Below are 15,597 nucleotides of genomic sequence, written 5' to 3' on the forward strand. Positions count from 1 at the left end.
ATTTCCAGCAAAAGTGCGAAGCGGTTTTGCATCGGATAATGCGTCAAAATAAAAAGATAGAGCGGTTCGAATGGTTTCATGTTGACCAGAACCGCTCTGGATTTGGAGACAAGACGTGATCCGCCACATTGTTTTCTTCAGCGTCAAGCCAGATCAGGACATCGATGTTGTCCGTAAGGGTTTGGAGCAGTTGGGCACTATTCCTTATTCCGACGTGTTTGAAGTCCTGCCGAATTCCAAGGTCGACCCGATGGGCAACGCGATCGACCTCGTTGTCTATGCCGAATTTAAGGATGAGGAAGCGCTTTTCGCGTACAAAAGCCATCCGACATATGACGCATCTACGCAGTATGTACGTCCTATGCGCGAGCTGCGCTTCTCGGCAGATGTCGTGACCGACAAGAGCTGACAGGCTTTATACCCAATCTGGCTTTGACAGAAGGTGACAGGCATATGTTTATCGTGTTTGCAGGTTTGCCGGGTGTTGGAAAGAGCACGATTGCACATAAACTGGCGGGCATTTTGCCCGCTTTTTATTTGCGAATTGACACAATTGAAAATGCAATCGTTGCTGCCGATGTGCTTTCACAGCCAGGAACTGCAGGTTATTTGACCGCCTACCGGCTTGCTGCGGATAATCTGGCGATTGGGCACACGGTCATTGCAGATTCTGTAAACCCTCTCAAAATTACGCGCGATGCCTACGGGTCTGTGGCGATTTCCGCGAAAGTGCCGCTCACGGAAGTGGAAATCATCTGTTCCGATTTAGCGGAGCACAAAAGACGCGTTGAGACACGTCGAGAGAAGTCTCAAGACCCATCTCAGCCGACATGGAGCTCTGTTCAGTCTCGTCAATATGAGTCTTGGGATAGACCACGTCTTGTGATCGATACAGCGTCGGTCTCAACCAATGATGCCGTCGGATTGATCGTAGATCAGCTGCATCAATCGGGTTGGCGGAGTTTGCGTAATTAGTCTTCGGGTGTCGGTCGTGCCTGCAACGGCAAGCCACCGAACAAATCAGGCTCTGATGATGTTCTGGCGCGTTCGATGTTGAGCAGGCGCAGCTTGGTCGCAGTACCTCCCGCAGCCGAAAAACCGCCGACCTTGCCATTGGAGCCCAAAACCCGATGGCAGGGCACGATAATCGGAAAAGGGTTTTTGCCGAGCGCATAGCCCACCGCCTGTGAAAGACTGACATCGCCCAGCCTGCGCGCGATTGCGCCATAGGTGATAGTCTCGCCAGCTTTGAGTTCCAGAAGGACTTCGTAGACCCGGCGATTGAGGTCGGGCACCGAATCAAGCGCGAGTGGTGTCGCGGAGAAATCCGGATCACCGCCTTTAAGAAGTATGCGAACTTTGTCGATAGCTTCTGTGACGAATGGCGGTGGCGTTTCATCTTCAGTATCAGAAAAGCGGTTTTTCAGCCTGTAACGCGTCTCATTTCCATCTGCATCTCCGATCTCCACGCCGACGATTTTGTCTGCATGCCAGGCGATGCCGCAAGGGCCTATCGGTGTTTCAAAGATGTTGAGACCAGACGATTCCATGGCTGCAATCATAACATGAGTTGGGGTTTCTGCGAAAACACCTGCGTGAAAGTCGCAACAATTGCAGCGGATCATGCTGCGAAATGGTTGAAGAACGAAGCAAATAGTGATTGTGTGAGAATAACCCGCCAATGACATGGGAAATGACTATGTCTTTAAATGGCCAAATGAATGAGCGATATCTTCTGGCGCGCGTTTGGCGTGATCGGGACGAGGAATTTTAGATGGACGATTACGAACGCTATGCCACAGGGCTGATGATCGTGTTTGGCGCGCTGATCGTCGGCGCACTGATGGCGGCCAATCTTTACCATGGCGACAAGCCCGGTTTTCTTTTTGCGCTGGGTGCGGCGGTGGTGGCCTGGTTCTCTGCCTTTGCCGTGCTTTTCGATAAACCTCGCATTTATGGCGTTATGATAGCCATTGCGATTGGATTGGTCGCAGCATCTATCGGGGCTTTCGTAACCTGATCTTTGAGATATTCACTACTATGGAAAAGCCCCGGTTTGTCCGGGGCTTTTTTGTTTAGAGCGCGTTTCGATCTGATTGGATCAGATCGGCGCTCTAAATATTTGTTTTAACGCGCATCTTTGTCCGAAAACCGTTTCACACTTTTCGGGATGCGCTCTAAATATAAGGCGAATAGCACTGACGCCGTGGTCCATAGTTGGGCTGAAACGTATTGTCATAGGCGCGGTACGAGCGATAGCGATTGTAACACCAGCGCACATGCGCGTTGCCACCGCGATACATCGGTGCCGAGCGATAGCGGGGTGGATGGCGATAGATCGGTGGTGGCCCCCAATCTCGATAGTATGGCCGATAATGGGGGCGATAATGCCTGTAGCCATCCCGATAGCGTGGCCGATGATGGCGCCAATGGCGTCTATCGCCGCGGTAATCGTAATATTGCACCTTCTCGACCGGAGCTTGTGCGCCGGGTGAGGTTGTAGGTGCGATGAGCGTTGTTGGCTGTGCCGCATTGGCGCTTGCTGTTACGGCTGGCACGCCTATGCCGAGTGACAGACACGCTGCGAAGAAGGAAGATGCAAATCTCTTCATCGGATTCTCCCTAGTATAGAGGCTTTGTTATCAACGTCCCTGAAACCCATTTTGCTCCCGCAATGTGGCGGGTAGGTGGCTGGTAAAACTCACTTTTTCTTCTCAACGGCAATAGTTTGGTGAGGACACGAACAGCGATTCAAAATGAGCCACTCGAATTGACATAAAGATATGTTTATGTCATTAAATGCACCTCGTGTGCTGTGGGTTCATGCAGAACCGTCAAACGCGCGCGCTATGAAGTAATCTACGCATCGCGTTTACTGAAAATCCTTTGCGGATTTCGGGCGGTGTTGTAGCGATGAAGCGTATCTGAATACAGGTGGTAATCCCCTATGACGTCTTCCCTCGATAATCTTTTTGGTTCAACGGCGGCAAAGCCGGACGGTTCGGAAGTGCTTGCAGCACTGACCAAAGCCGCAAGCGAGCGCATTCTGATTCTCGACGGTGCCATGGGTACGCAGATTCAGGGACTTGGCTTTCACGAAGAGCATTTTCGCGGCGAGCGTTTCGGTGCCTGCGATTGCCAGTTGCAGGGCAACAACGATCTTCTGACACTCACCCAGCCAAAGGCGATTGAAGAAATTCACTATGCCTATGCAATGGCTGGCGCTGATATTCTCGAAACCAATACATTTTCCTCGACCACCATCGCGCAGGCCGACTACGGCATGGAAGATGCCGTCTATGAACTGAACCGCGACGGCGCGCGTCTTGCGCGTCGCGCGGCTCTCCGTGCGCAGCAGAAAGATGGTCGCCGCCGCTTTGTTGCAGGTGCTTTGGGACCGACAAACCGCACCGCGTCGCTGTCGCCGGATGTCAACAATCCGGGCTATCGTGCGGTGACATTCGATGATCTGCGCATTGCCTATGCCGACCAGATTCGCGGCCTGATCGATGGCGGCTCCGACATTATTCTGATTGAAACCATCTTCGATACGCTGAACGCAAAGGCCGCCGTTTTTGCCGCCGAAGAAGTGTTCCTTGAGAAGGGCGTGCATCTGCCGGTGATGATTTCCGGCACGATCACCGATCTTTCAGGCCGCACGCTTTCCGGCCAGACGCCAACGGCATTCTGGTATTCGCTGCGCCATGCCAAGCCTTTCACCATTGGGCTTAATTGCGCGCTCGGTGCCAATGCAATGCGCGAACATCTCGCGGAAATTGCAGGCATTGCCGATACATTTGTCTGTGCCTATCCGAATGCGGGCCTTCCGAACGAATTCGGCCAATATGACGAAAGCCCGGAAGCCATGGCCGCGCAGATCGAAGCTTTTGCGCGTGAAGGCCTCGTCAACGTGGTTGGCGGCTGCTGTGGTTCGACACCGGACCATATCCGCGCAATTGCCGCAGCCGTCGCCAAGCATCCGCCGCGCAAGCCGGTCAAGGTGCCGCCACTGATGCGCCTGTCCGGCCTTGAACCTTTTACGCTGACCAAGGATATTCCTTTCGTCAATGTCGGCGAGCGTACCAACGTCACGGGTTCAGCTCGTTTTCGCAAGCTGATCAAGGCTGGCGATTATTCGACAGCGCTCGATGTGGCGCGCGACCAGGTGGAAAACGGCGCGCAGATCATCGACATCAACATGGATGAAGGTCTGATCGACAGCCAGAAGATCATGGTTGAATACCTCAACCTGATTGCGGCAGAGCCGGATATTGCGCGTGTTCCAGTGATGATCGACAGCTCCAAATGGGAGGTGATCGAGGCTGGCCTGAAATGTGTGCAGGGCAAGCCAATCGTCAACTCGATCTCGTTGAAAGAAGGCGAAGAGGCCTTCCTGCATCATGCACGTCTGGTGCGCGCCTATGGTGCGGCGGTCGTCGTCATGGCATTTGACGAAACGGGACAGGCGGATACCGAACAGCGTAAGGTCGAGATCTGTACCCGCGCTTATAAAATTCTGACCGAGCAGGTTGGTTTCCCGCCTGAAGACATCATCTTCGATCCGAACGTCTTTGCGGTCGCGACCGGCATTGATGAGCACAATAATTACGGCGTCGATTTCATTGAAGCGACGCGCAAGATCACCTCGACCTTGCCGCACGCCCATATTTCGGGCGGTGTATCAAACCTGTCCTTTTCGTTCCGAGGCAATGAGCCGGTGCGCGAAGCGATGCATGCCGTCTTCCTTTATCATGCCATTCAGGTCGGCATGGATATGGGTATCGTCAATGCCGGTCAGCTCGCGGTCTACGATACGATTGACGCGGAACTGCGCGAAGCCTGCGAAGATGTGGTGCTGAACCGTCGTGATGACGCGACGGAACGACTGCTCGAAATCGCGGAGCGTTTCCGCGACAGCGGCACAAAAGAAGCCAAGACGCAGGATCTGAGCTGGCGTGAATGGTCGGTCGAAAAGCGGCTTTCGCATGCGCTCGTCAACGGCATTACCGAATATATTGAAGCCGATACCGAAGAGGCTCGTCTGGCGGCAGCGCGTCCGCTGCATGTCATCGAAGGTCCGCTGATGGCTGGCATGAATGTGGTGGGCGATCTGTTTGGCTCAGGCAAAATGTTCCTGCCGCAGGTGGTCAAGTCCGCCCGCGTGATGAAGCAGGCTGTTGCTGTGCTTCTGCCTTACATGGAAGAAGAAAAGCGCCTGAATGGTGGTGAAGGTCGTCAGAGCGCCGGTAAAGTGCTGATGGCCACCGTCAAGGGTGACGTGCACGACATCGGCAAGAACATTGTCGGCGTGGTTCTCGCCTGCAACAATTACGAGATCATCGATCTCGGCGTGATGGTGCCGACGCAGAAAATTCTCGATACGGCACGCGCTGAAAATGTCGATGTCATCGGGCTGTCTGGTCTTATCACGCCATCGCTCGACGAGATGGTGCACGTGGCGGCTGAAATGGAACGCGAAGGCTTCAACGTGCCGCTGCTGATCGGTGGTGCGACGACCAGTCGTGTGCATACGGCAGTGAAAATCCATCCGCGTTATGAGCAGGGGCAGGCGGTCTATGTGATCGACGCCAGCCGTGCGGTGGGTGTTGTTTCCAATCTGCTGTCGCCTGAAAACAAGGCGGGCTATGTCGAGGGCATTCGTGAGGAATATGCCAAGGTTGCGGCAGCGCATGCGCGCAATGAGGCAGAAAAGAAGCGTCTGCCACTAGCTCGCGCGCGCGAAAACGCCCACAAGCTCGACTGGGACGCCTACACACCGCCAAAGCCGACATTCCTTGGCACCAAAACATTCGAGAACTACGATCTCGCAGAGATTGCGCGTTATATCGACTGGACGCCATTCTTCCAGACATGGGAGATGAAGGGCCGTTATCCGGCTATTCTCGAAGATGAAAAGCAGGGTGAGGCTGCGCGTCAGCTCTGGGCTGATGCGCAGGCTATGCTCGCAAAGATCATCGATGAGAAGTGGTTTGCGCCGCGTGGCATAATTGGCTTCTGGCCTGCCAATACAGTGGGCGACGATATTCGTCTCTTTACCGATGAAAGCCGGAAGGAAGAGCTCGCAACCTTCTTCACGCTGCGTCAGCAATTGTCGAAGCGCGATGGACGTCCGAATGTCGCTATGTCTGACTTTGTTGCGCCTGCAGACAGCGGCAAATCGGATTATGTCGGCGGCTTTGTCGTGACGGCAGGTATCGAGGAAGTGGCAATTGCTGAACGCTTTGAACGGGCCAATGACGATTATTCGTCCATTCTCGTTAAAGCGCTGGCCGACCGCTTCGCAGAAGCCTTTGCCGAACTTATGCATCAGCGCGTTCGTAATGAGTTCTGGGGCTACGCACCGGGTGAAGAACTGTCCAATGATGATCTGATCCACGAGCGTTATGCAGGTATCCGCCCGGCACCGGGCTATCCCGCACAGCCAGACCATACGGAAAAGAAGACCCTGTTTGAATTGTTGGATGCAACCACACAGACTGGCGTTGAGCTAACGGAAAGCTATTCCATGTGGCCGGGCTCGTCCGTGTCGGGTCTCTATATCGGCCATCCCGAAAGCTATTATTTCGGTGTCGCCAAGGTGGAGCGTGATCAGGTTGAGGATTATGCCGAGCGTAAAGGTATGAGCGTTGAGGAGGTCGAGCGCTGGCTTGGGCCGATCCTTAACTACATTCCCGGTCAGACGCCGGAGCCGGTTGAAGCTGCTGCTTGAGTAATTTATGAAATAATAATGATAAAGCCCCGCAGTGCGGGGCTTTTATATTTATTTACTAAAATTCTATTTATAGAGAATAAATATTGGTTTTGTGAAAGCGACGTAAGAACTTGAAACCATTCTGTATAGATGGCTCAGGAATCATGTGTTATGTAATACAGGTGGCTTACGGTTTTGTAGTCGATGATTTGAATTCGCGGATTCCGGCGCCATAGAATCCCTTCAGTTTATATTTGTTTGTCTGGCAGAGTTTTAGAGCGCATCCCGAAAAGTGTGAAACGGTTTTCGGAAAAGATGCGTGTCAAAACAAAATGTCAGAGCCCGATCTGATTCAATCAGATCGAAATGTGCTCTGATGCCGGAGTGTGCCTGCTTGCAGCGTTTTCAGAGTAAATATTGCTTCATAAGGAAAATGTTGGGATTTATGCGATGAAATGGGAAGATTTATACGAAAAGATACAATCATCCGACAATGCAGAGCAATTATTTGAACATGTTAGATCTTATGCTGAAGCGCTCGGCTTTCAATATGCTTCATATGCCATGTGTGTGCCGTCTTTAAACAGTGTTGCTCGCTGGGTGCGGTTTGAATCCCTGCCGGACGGTTGGCAGAAGCACTATGCCGCCAAGAAATATGTGGATATCGATCCGATTATCAGGCGGGGCATAAACAGCATCGAGCCTTTGGTTTGGTCGGCTCGACAATTTGCGGAGGCCCCACAAATATGGGCGGATGCACAAGTGTTTGGTTTGAAGGCTGGAATCTCCCAGCCGTGCTGGGCAGCTCAGGGCGTTTTTGGAATTCTTACATTCCTGCGCGAAAAACCGGCCTTGTCAGAAGGTGAAACCTCGTTGCTGCGTCGCCAGATGCAGATTGTAGCCAACCTTCTGCATCTCGCTATGTACGAACATGTCGATGTTCCAAGCATCAATTGTGTGGCAGAGGTTAATCTGACGGCGCGCGAGCGTGAGATACTGCGGTGGACGAGCGAAGGAAAGACGGCTGAGATTATCGGAAAAATCCTCAACATCTCTACCCGCACCGTCAATTTCCACATCAGCAATGTTCTTATCAAGCTTGTTGCGGTCAATAAGGTGCAGGCTGTCGCCAAGGCGCGCACTTTTGGCCTTCTGTAACGGTGCTTAATCCTTCGGCGGTCTTGCCCGAAGGACAATTTACTCCTTTAAAACCGTCTTAATACCACAAATTTAGTAGTATTTTCCGCAACTTGGGCGAAAATTGCACTTTTCGATCCGGCGCAAGTTTCTTCCTGCTTCGGGCTTAAAACAGGCAAGTTTTCGCTTAACCCTCTCGCAATACGCGATAGCATACTTTTCCTTTTGCCCTGTCTTTCACGACAATGCGCACAACGTGGTTTTACCACATCTGCGCCGGATCAAGGCATTCGCCCACCCTCCCGCGACCATCAGAGTGCATCCCGAAAAGTGTGAAACGGTTTTCGGGCAAGATGCGCTTCAAAGTAAAGTTAGTTAGCCGGTTTCCGGGAGAAACAGACGTGCATCATGCATCCCTGACCAAAAACCTGACGCATCTTGAGCGTCTGGAAGCAGAAGCAATTCATATTTTCCGCGAAGTTGCCGCGACCTTCTCCAATCCGGTGATGCTTTATTCGGTGGGCAAGGATTCCTCCGTCATGCTGCATCTGGCGATGAAGGCTTTTTATCCAGCTCCCCCGCCATTTCCGTTCCTTCATGTCGATACGACCTGGAAATTCCGCGAAATGATCGAGTTTCGCGATGCGCAAGCCCGAGAAAAGGGCTTTGAGCTGCTGGTTCATATCAATGAAGACGGCGTGCGCGATGGTGTCGGTCCGTTCACGCACGGCTCAAACGTCCATACCCATGTCATGAAGACAGTGGGTTTGCGGCAGGCGCTTGATAAATACAAGTTTGATGCCGCCTTTGGCGGCGCACGTCGTGATGAGGAAAAATCACGCGCCAAGGAGCGCATTTTTTCGTTCCGCAATGCACAGCATGGCTGGGATCCGAAGAACCAGAGACCGGAAATGTGGAAGGTCTATAATACGCGCGTTTCTGCTGGTGAATCGATCCGCGTCTTTCCGCTCTCCAACTGGACCGAGCTCGATATCTGGCAGTACATCCTGCAGGAAAATATCCCGATTGTGCCGCTCTATTTCGCGGCGCCTCGCCAGGTGGTTGAGCGCGATGGCATGCTGATCAAACTCGATGATGACCGCATGACTTTGCTGCCCGGCGAGAAGGTGGAGGAACGGCTGGTGCGTTTCCGCACGCTCGGCTGCTATCCGCTGACGGGTGCGATTGAATCAAGCGCCACCAATCTTTCCGATATTGTGGAAGAAATGCTGATCGCCCGCACATCCGAGCGTCAGGGCCGCGCCATTGATCGCGATGAGGCGGGCTCAATGGAAAAGAAGAAGCGTGAGGGCTATTTTTGATGAACGCCGTATTGAAGCCTTCTGTAACAAGTGCGGCGGTCAGTGACTTTCTCGCCGATCAGGAACGCAAGACGCTGCTCCGGTTTCTCACCTGCGGTTCGGTCGATGACGGTAAGTCAACGCTGATCGGGCGACTTCTCTATGACACCAAACTGATCTTTGAGGATCAGCTTGCGACGCTGAAGAACGACAGCCGAAAATTCGGCACCACGGATGACGATTTCGACTTTGCGCTGCTGGTCGATGGTCTGGAAGCCGAACGCGAGCAGGGCATCACTATTGATGTGGCCTATCGCTTTTTCTCGACACCGCGCCGCAAGTTTATCGTGGCTGATACGCCCGGCCATGCGCAATATACCCGCAACATGGCGACGGGGGCTTCCACCGCCGATCTCGCAGTGGTGCTGATTGATGCGCGTCAGGGTGTGCTCACACAGACGCGCCGTCACAGCTTTATCGCTTCGCTTTTGGGCATCCGGCACATTGTCGTGGCTGTCAACAAGATCGATCTGGTCGATTTCTCGCAAAGTACGTTTGATCGCATAGTTGCGGATTATATGAGCTTCGCCAAAGACCTGGGCTTTGCCAGTATTCAGGCCATCCCGCTGTCGGCACGCTTTGGCGATAATGTCAGCAGCCTTTCACCGCGTATTGGCTGGTATCAGGGGCCGTATCTTCTGGAGCATCTTGAAACGGTGCGTCTTGATACAGACGCTATCGGCAAGCCTTTCCGCTTTCCTGTGCAATATGTGAACCGGCCAAACCTCGATTTCCGGGGTTTTTCCGGCACCGTTGCGTCTGGATCGATTGCCGAAGGCGATACGGTCGTGGTCGCAAAGTCGGGCAAGCAATCGAAGGTTAAACGCATCGCCACCTATGACGGTGACCTACCGCGTGCAACGGAAGGGCAGGCGGTTACGCTGGTTCTCGACGACGAGATTGAAGTCTCTCGCGGCAACATGCTGGTGGGTGCAGAAGCGCGGCCTGAAGTGGCAGATCGCTTTGCGGCCGACATCGTCTGGTTCGGTGAAGAAGCTTTGCAGCCGGGGCGCTCCTATCTGCTGCGCACCGAAACCGATCAGACGCCGGTGACGATCAGCGAGATCAAATACCGCACTGACGTCAATACATTTGCCCGCGAAGATGCGGCGCATCTGGATCTCAATGAAGTGGGGCTCTGCCATCTTCAGACGGCGGATCAGATCGTGTTTGATCCCTATTCGGACAACCGCGTGACCGGCGCTTTCGTGCTGATTGATCGTCTCACCAATGCAACCGTCGGCGCTGGTATGATCGATAGCACGTTGCGTCAGGCAACCAATGTGCATTTGCAGGCTTTCGATCTCGATAAGCAGGCACGGGCATCGCAAAAATTCCAGAAACCGGCCGTGCTCTGGTTCACAGGTCTGTCCGCTTCTGGCAAATCCACCATCGCCAACAGGCTGGAACAGCGGCTTCATGCGCTGGGTAAGCACACCTATCTGCTGGATGGCGATAATGTGCGTCATGGTCTCAACAGCGATCTTGGCTTCTCTGATGAGGACCGGGCCGAGAATATTCGTCGTGTTGGCGAGGTGGCGGGGCTAATGGCTGATGCCGGGTTGATTACGCTGGTCTCGTTCATTTCGCCGTTCCGTTCCGAACGGGACCGCGTGCGATCTCGTCTGCCAGAGGGTGAATTCATCGAAATCTTTGTCGATACGCCGATTGAAGAATGCATGGCGCGTGATCCGAAAGGGCTTTATGCGCAAGCGCTTCGCGGTGAGATCAAGGCTTTCACCGGCATAGATTCACCCTATGAAGCACCGCTTTCGCCAGAGCTGCATCTCAACACCGCAGGCCGTGACATTGACGAACTTGTCGCGGAAGTAGAAAAGTATCTGGCCGAACGTGGTGTTATCGGCAGCTATGGCAGTGATACCTGGTCGATTTGAGAAAATGAAAATATCCGCCTCACCAAAAGCCGATCCTGACGGTCAGACACTTCTTGCCGCTTTGCAGGACGCAACGCTTGAGGCGGGGCGCGTGATCATGAAGCATTATGCTAACGGTTGCGCGGTTCATTCTAAGAAAGATCAGTCGCCGGTTACGGAAGCTGACCACGCCGCAGAAGCCGTAATCCTGTCGGCTCTCGCCTCTGTTGCTCCTGATATTCCGGTTGTTGCGGAAGAAGAAGCGGCTGCCGGTCGATTGCCTGCTCATCTGGGCCGGCGGTTCTTCCTGATCGATCCGCTTGATGGAACGCGGGAGTTTCTGCTGCGCAATGGCGACTTCACAGTGAATATCGCGCTGATAGAAGACGGTGCGCCCGTGGTTGGTCTGGTCTATGCACCGGTGCGCAATCTCCTTTATGTGGGGAGCCCTGATGGTGCTGTTGAAATCGTGACGACAGCCGATCATGCCGCTAAAAGCCAGCGATCGATTAAGGCGCGCATTGCTCCACCCAAGCGCATCGTAGTGTGTAGTCGTTCCCATATTACAACGGAAACAGAGCAGTTTCTGAAAGCTAACCAGATCGGCGATAGTGTTTCTGTGGGGTCTTCACTCAAGTTTTGTATGATTGCGCGCGGCGAGGCTGATTTATATCCGCGATTTGGCCCGACGATGGAGTGGGATACAGCGGCAGGTGACGCAGTGCTTCGCGCCGCTGGTGGGATGACCACCACGTTTGATGCGCGTCCACTGACTTATGGCCAACGGTCCGATGGCACAGTGCAAAGCTTCGCAAATCCCGATTTTGTCGCCTATGGTGCAGGAGCGGCACCGGTTTTTGCTTAAAAACAGGGTGTAAAAGGCCCTCTCTGGAACTGATAAGCCAGCTAATCGGGATATGCACTCAAATGATTGAAAAAAAGCCCGACACGCCCCTTGCGACTTGAAAACGGCAGCGCTATAAGCCGCTTCACGGTCGGGCTTGTGAGAGTCACGATCAGATGGTCACGGAGCGTAGCGCAGCCTGGTAGCGCACCTGATTTGGGATCAGGGGGTCGGAGGTTCGAATCCTCTCGCTCCGACCATTTTCTCCCCACGATGTTATAAAATTATCCGTATTTGTCAGCAGGCGACGTTACTTCGTTCTGCCAAAGACTGACATTCGCATAAATTCTCCATCATATTCAGCAATTTCGACCAGTCTTTGCCTGTCGAGAATTTCAACCTTGTAAGATCTGAACAAAACGAGCCCTTCTTCTCGTAACTCACGCATCATGCGATTGAGGTGAATGGGGGTCAGGCCGAGGGCATCTGCGAGCTGATACTGTGTGAGTGGGCAATAAAATGAGTCCGGCTCACCCATTCCGCAGGATTTGACGCGATCCGAAAGCTCCAGCAAAAGATGCGCGGTGCGGACAAAAGCGCTTCGGCAGCCGACATTCGTCAGATGTTCAATGAGCATTGAGCGCTGACGCGAGAGAAGTTCAATGAAGATCATGCTCAGCTTGGGAATCTGCCGGACTGTCTTCTCCAGCGACGTCAGCGGTATTTCATAAACAGACATCGGTGTGATCGTCTTGATCGTATTGTAGCTGTAACCGTCCGCGGTTCTCAGCCCAACAAAGTCACATCGCATGGGAAAATCGATGATCTGACGCTCGCCACTCGAAAGGTCGCGATAAACGCATCCCCAGCCTGAACGGACCAGGTGAACGCTTCTGATACAAGCGCCCTGATCAATGATGACGGTATCGGCAGCGTAACTGCTCTCGGAAATGACGAGAGACTGCAACGCTTCTCTTTCCTGCGTGTTCAATTTGGCCAGAATTGGAGGGGATTCCAATAAACTAACCAATCCGTCGATCATCAGGGCGGTGGTGTTCTGGTTACCACTATGCATCTTCTGCCTATGCCCAACGAAAGTTATAGAATTTGTAACTTTCTGTTCCCGAAGTCGTTCTTATGGCGACTACATTTTTTTATAAATTGCTAACATAAGTTAATGACACGTTTATTTGACGATAGCAATATTTAGACCAGTCTTCATCGGGGTTGGCAATAAAAATCCTAATAAACTAGCGCAGTTTTTGGCATGACTAGTGTTTTGCGTTGAATGCAAACCTGAGTAACAGGGGAAACTAAGCAATGTTGGAAGTCAGAGAACAATACTTATGGGCAGCACCTGATGGCAGTAGTGACGGAGTTTCTATTGCTGTAGGTGGGCGAACAAGAGAAGCGGGACACTCGACCGGTTTGCCTTTGCAGAACGAACCACATCTGATGCTCGTTTGTAAAAGCAATCTGGAGCGGGAGTGTCTTTTCAACGGACTAATGATGAACGGACTTAAACTTCCGGTCGTCAGCTATGCATCTATCGATAAGAACATGTCATTGAATGGTGCAATCGTTATCCTCATGCATATCGGCTCAAAGCGCCTCGCCGATCCATTTTTTTCCGATGAGGTAGAGGCTGCGGTCAAAGCATGGCATCCGATACCGCTTGTGCTTCTTGCCGAACGCGAAGAGTGGTCGCAGGTTTTGCGTGCGATGGAAATAGGAGCACGCGGCTATATTCCGACATCGGTTGACATCAAGATCTGTGTGGAAGCAATTCATCTTGCCCTGGCAGGTGGTATGTATGTGCCGGCTTCGATGCTGATGAAGCCGCCGTCGCAGGATTTGAACGATGATGTGTTGGGCGAGCTATTGACGGTACGCGAGATCGAAGTTGTTCACGCGATCCGGGTGGGTAAGTCCAATAAGATTATTGCATTCGAACTTGGTATGAGTGAAGGCACGGTAAAGGCGCATGTACATAACATTATGAGAAAGATCGGTGCTGCTAACCGCACTGAGGTCGCTTGCAAGCTGCATAAAATGTACGGCAATAAATTCAGCGAGGAATGAAGTTATTCGCATGCATACATATATATTCTGGAAACTATGAAGCGCCGGACTGACAAGCTCAGCCGGCGCTTCATAGCTTTCGGAGCCCTGTATGCCATGTATAACGCAGAGCTTGTTCTGCGTTTAAATAGAAGGGTAGGGGCAGATTTTCACCTGCCCCTAAAGAATGAGAGTGGGTATCCTTTGAGGGGTCTCTCATTCTTTTCTGAGCGAGAGTAAACGCGATGGCCTCCCGCTACAGTCTTTCGAGTTTTAGTTGGTCTCTTATTTTTTTATTATGATAAAAGCGCCAGTATCATTTATTTTGTTGTTTCCATTTTACGTACGAAAAGGATTATTCTGATATTATAAAAATTTTAAAATCTATGAATATGAATGTTATGATATTTTGTACATACAATGTGTAAGGTGTTGGTTATTATTAAGATTTAAAGCTATCGTTTGGATGTTCCAGGATCAGTCATTATTACCTTAGTTTTGCTTCTACACGAAAGTTTATATCGCTTGATCTTGTCAGAAGCGCCTCGTCGGAGGGTGAAGGGGCTGAGGACGCTGGCAGGCTTCAAATGTAACGCGAAAATCACAGGCGGATGGCGTCACTTTCCAATTGATTTGTCATCAAGCGGTTGCTTTCTCTTGCAAAACAGCGAAATTACGAACTTAAGGCATGTTGCGGAAAAGTGGGCACCGGTTTTCCGATAACGACATACCCGAAAATAAAGAGACAGAGCGTGCGCGGTGGGTACGATTAAATGCGACTCGCTCTGGTTAGAACAATTCATTGCCGGACACAAAATGCAGCTTACTCCTCGCCACAATGCAATTCTGGATATCGCCCGCCGACAGGGGCAGGTGCTGGTCGATGATCTGGCAGCCGCATTCGATGTGACGCCGCAAACCGTGCGCAAGGATCTGAATGATCTCTGCAAGGCGCGCTTGCTGCGGCGCATTCATGGCGGTGCACTCTATCCATCTGGCGTCGAGAACATGGAATATGAGGCGCGCCGCCGGATCGCAGCGTATGAGAAGGAGCTGATCGGGCGGGCTGCTGCTGAAATGATCCCCGATGGTGCATCGCTTTTTATCAATATTGGCACGACGACCGAGGCGGTCAGCCACGCGCTCATTGACCATAATCATCTGATGGTCATCACCAACAATATCAATGTCGCCAATACGCTGCGTGTCTATCCTGAAATAGAGGTGGTTATTGCTGGCGGTGTCGTGCGCGCCTCTGATGGCGGTATTGTCGGTGAAGCTGCGGTTGACTTCATCCGTCAGTTTAAGGTCGACTACGCAGTCATTGGCGCCTCAGCGATGGATGAAGATGGTGCACTGCTCGATTTCGATTTCCGCGAAGTGAAGGTCGCTCAGGCCATCATCGCCAATGCACGGCACGTGATTCTCGTGTCCGACTCAACCAAGCTGGAACGAACAGCACCGGTGCGTCTGGGTCATATATCGCAGGTCCATACTTTCATCACTGATCGCTGTCCGTCGCAGCAACTGCGCGATTTATGCCGGGAGAATGAGGTTGAGCTCATTGAAACGGCGGTTGACTTGCCTGCTGCTTAATTCTTTAAGCCG

At 52.3% G+C, this 15,597-nt stretch carries 13 protein-coding genes and 1 tRNA gene; 11 read left to right on the forward strand and 3 right to left on the reverse strand.

Annotation, left to right across the window (positions count from 1 at the left end):
- Positions 1-115: 115 nt before the first annotated feature.
- A complete protein-coding gene (locus ACSME1_RS08225; RefSeq protein ID WP_024898141.1) occupies positions 116-409 on the forward strand; it encodes a Dabb family protein in 294 nt (97 codons plus the stop codon).
- Between the two features lie 44 nt (positions 410-453).
- Positions 454-975 (forward strand): AAA family ATPase, encoded by a 522-nt coding sequence (locus ACSME1_RS08230; protein ID WP_024898140.1) that lies wholly within the window; start codon positions 454-456, stop codon positions 973-975.
- Here the strand turns inward: ACSME1_RS08230 and ACSME1_RS08235 are convergent.
- Positions 972-1,550 carry a methylated-DNA--[protein]-cysteine S-methyltransferase gene (locus ACSME1_RS08235; RefSeq protein WP_024898139.1) on the reverse strand — a complete coding sequence of 193 codons (579 nt, stop codon included), beginning with the start codon at positions 1,548-1,550 and terminating at the stop codon, positions 972-974. The two genes, ACSME1_RS08230 and ACSME1_RS08235, sit on opposite strands and share 4 nt — an antisense overlap.
- 224 nt (positions 1,551-1,774) lie before the next feature.
- Between ACSME1_RS08235 and ACSME1_RS08240 the strand changes: the two genes are divergently transcribed.
- Positions 1,775-2,020, forward strand: coding sequence for a hypothetical protein (locus tag ACSME1_RS08240; protein WP_024898138.1), 246 nt, complete (start codon positions 1,775-1,777; stop codon positions 2,018-2,020).
- 157 nt (positions 2,021-2,177) lie between these two features.
- Here the strand turns inward: ACSME1_RS08240 and ACSME1_RS08245 are convergent, their stop codons facing one another.
- Positions 2,178-2,612, reverse strand: a complete 435-nt coding sequence (locus tag ACSME1_RS08245; protein ID WP_084486824.1) for a BA14K family protein — start codon at positions 2,610-2,612, stop codon at positions 2,178-2,180.
- Positions 2,613-2,947: 335 nt separating this feature from the next.
- Here ACSME1_RS08245 and metH point away from each other — a divergent pair, with 335 nt between their 5' ends.
- The 6 genes from metH (at position 2,948) to ACSME1_RS08275 (ending at position 12,188) form a co-directional block, all read left to right on the forward strand.
- Positions 2,948-6,730 (forward strand): methionine synthase, encoded by a 3,783-nt coding sequence (gene metH / locus ACSME1_RS08250; protein WP_105534754.1) that lies wholly within the window; start codon positions 2,948-2,950, stop codon positions 6,728-6,730.
- Positions 6,731-7,162: 432 nt separating this feature from the next.
- Positions 7,163-7,870 carry a LuxR family transcriptional regulator gene (locus ACSME1_RS08255; protein WP_024898135.1) on the forward strand — a complete coding sequence of 236 codons (708 nt, stop codon included), beginning with the start codon at positions 7,163-7,165 and terminating at the stop codon, positions 7,868-7,870.
- Positions 7,871-8,250: 380 nt separating this feature from the next.
- Positions 8,251-9,171: a sulfate adenylyltransferase subunit CysD gene (gene cysD / locus ACSME1_RS08260; protein WP_024898134.1), complete on the forward strand. Its 921-nt coding sequence runs from the start codon at positions 8,251-8,253 to the stop codon at positions 9,169-9,171.
- The gene (gene cysN, locus ACSME1_RS08265) at positions 9,171-11,105 is read left to right on the forward strand and encodes a sulfate adenylyltransferase subunit CysN (protein ID WP_024898133.1); all 1,935 of its coding nucleotides are present in this window, start codon (positions 9,171-9,173) and stop codon (positions 11,103-11,105) included. The genes cysD and cysN overlap by 1 nt, the downstream gene beginning before the upstream one ends.
- 4 nt (positions 11,106-11,109) lie before the next feature.
- Positions 11,110-11,949: a 3'(2'),5'-bisphosphate nucleotidase CysQ gene (gene cysQ, locus ACSME1_RS08270; RefSeq protein WP_105705466.1), complete on the forward strand. Its 840-nt coding sequence runs from the start codon at positions 11,110-11,112 to the stop codon at positions 11,947-11,949.
- Between the two features lie 162 nt (positions 11,950-12,111).
- Positions 12,112-12,188 (forward strand) — tRNA-Pro (locus ACSME1_RS08275).
- Between the two features lie 50 nt (positions 12,189-12,238).
- Here the strand turns inward: ACSME1_RS08275 and ACSME1_RS08280 are convergent.
- Positions 12,239-13,003 carry a Crp/Fnr family transcriptional regulator gene (locus ACSME1_RS08280; protein WP_024898131.1) on the reverse strand — a complete coding sequence of 255 codons (765 nt, stop codon included), beginning with the start codon at positions 13,001-13,003 and terminating at the stop codon, positions 12,239-12,241.
- 245 nt (positions 13,004-13,248) lie between these two features.
- Here ACSME1_RS08280 and ACSME1_RS08285 point away from each other — a divergent pair, with 245 nt between their 5' ends.
- Both ACSME1_RS08285 and ACSME1_RS08290 read left to right on the forward strand, forming a co-directional pair.
- Complete coding sequence (locus tag ACSME1_RS08285) at positions 13,249-14,010, forward strand: helix-turn-helix transcriptional regulator (RefSeq protein ID WP_024898130.1); 762 nt, start codon at positions 13,249-13,251, stop codon at positions 14,008-14,010.
- Positions 14,011-14,805: 795 nt separating this feature from the next.
- A complete protein-coding gene (locus ACSME1_RS08290; protein ID WP_100559952.1) occupies positions 14,806-15,585 on the forward strand; it encodes a DeoR/GlpR family DNA-binding transcription regulator in 780 nt (259 codons plus the stop codon).
- Positions 15,586-15,597 lie beyond the last annotated feature (12 nt).

The organism is Brucella pituitosa (genome assembly GCF_965577835.1).
Classification (GTDB): Bacteria; Pseudomonadota; Alphaproteobacteria; order Rhizobiales; family Rhizobiaceae; genus Brucella; species Brucella pituitosa.

What these genes read in the sequence shown, in the direction of transcription:
- ACSME1_RS08230 (WP_024898140.1), top strand. Translation starts at nt 454, where the DNA reads ATGTTTATCGTGTTTGCAGGTTTGCCGGGTGTTGGAAAGAGCACGATT.
- ACSME1_RS08235 (WP_024898139.1), bottom strand. Translation starts at nt 1,550, where the DNA reads ATGGAATCGTCTGGTCTCAACATCTTTGAAACACCGATAGGCCCTTGC.
- ACSME1_RS08240 (WP_024898138.1), top strand. Translation starts at nt 1,775, where the DNA reads ATGGACGATTACGAACGCTATGCCACAGGGCTGATGATCGTGTTTGGC.
- ACSME1_RS08245 (WP_084486824.1), bottom strand. Translation starts at nt 2,612, where the DNA reads ATGAAGAGATTTGCATCTTCCTTCTTCGCAGCGTGTCTGTCACTCGGC.
- metH (WP_105534754.1), top strand. Translation starts at nt 2,948, where the DNA reads ATGACGTCTTCCCTCGATAATCTTTTTGGTTCAACGGCGGCAAAGCCG.
- ACSME1_RS08255 (WP_024898135.1), top strand. Translation starts at nt 7,163, where the DNA reads ATGAAATGGGAAGATTTATACGAAAAGATACAATCATCCGACAATGCA.
- cysN (WP_024898133.1), top strand. Translation starts at nt 9,171, where the DNA reads ATGAACGCCGTATTGAAGCCTTCTGTAACAAGTGCGGCGGTCAGTGAC.
- cysQ (WP_105705466.1), top strand. Translation starts at nt 11,110, where the DNA reads ATGAAAATATCCGCCTCACCAAAAGCCGATCCTGACGGTCAGACACTT.
- ACSME1_RS08280 (WP_024898131.1), bottom strand. Translation starts at nt 13,003, where the DNA reads ATGCATAGTGGTAACCAGAACACCACCGCCCTGATGATCGACGGATTG.
- ACSME1_RS08285 (WP_024898130.1), top strand. Translation starts at nt 13,249, where the DNA reads ATGTTGGAAGTCAGAGAACAATACTTATGGGCAGCACCTGATGGCAGT.
- ACSME1_RS08290 (WP_100559952.1), top strand. Translation starts at nt 14,806, where the DNA reads ATGCAGCTTACTCCTCGCCACAATGCAATTCTGGATATCGCCCGCCGA.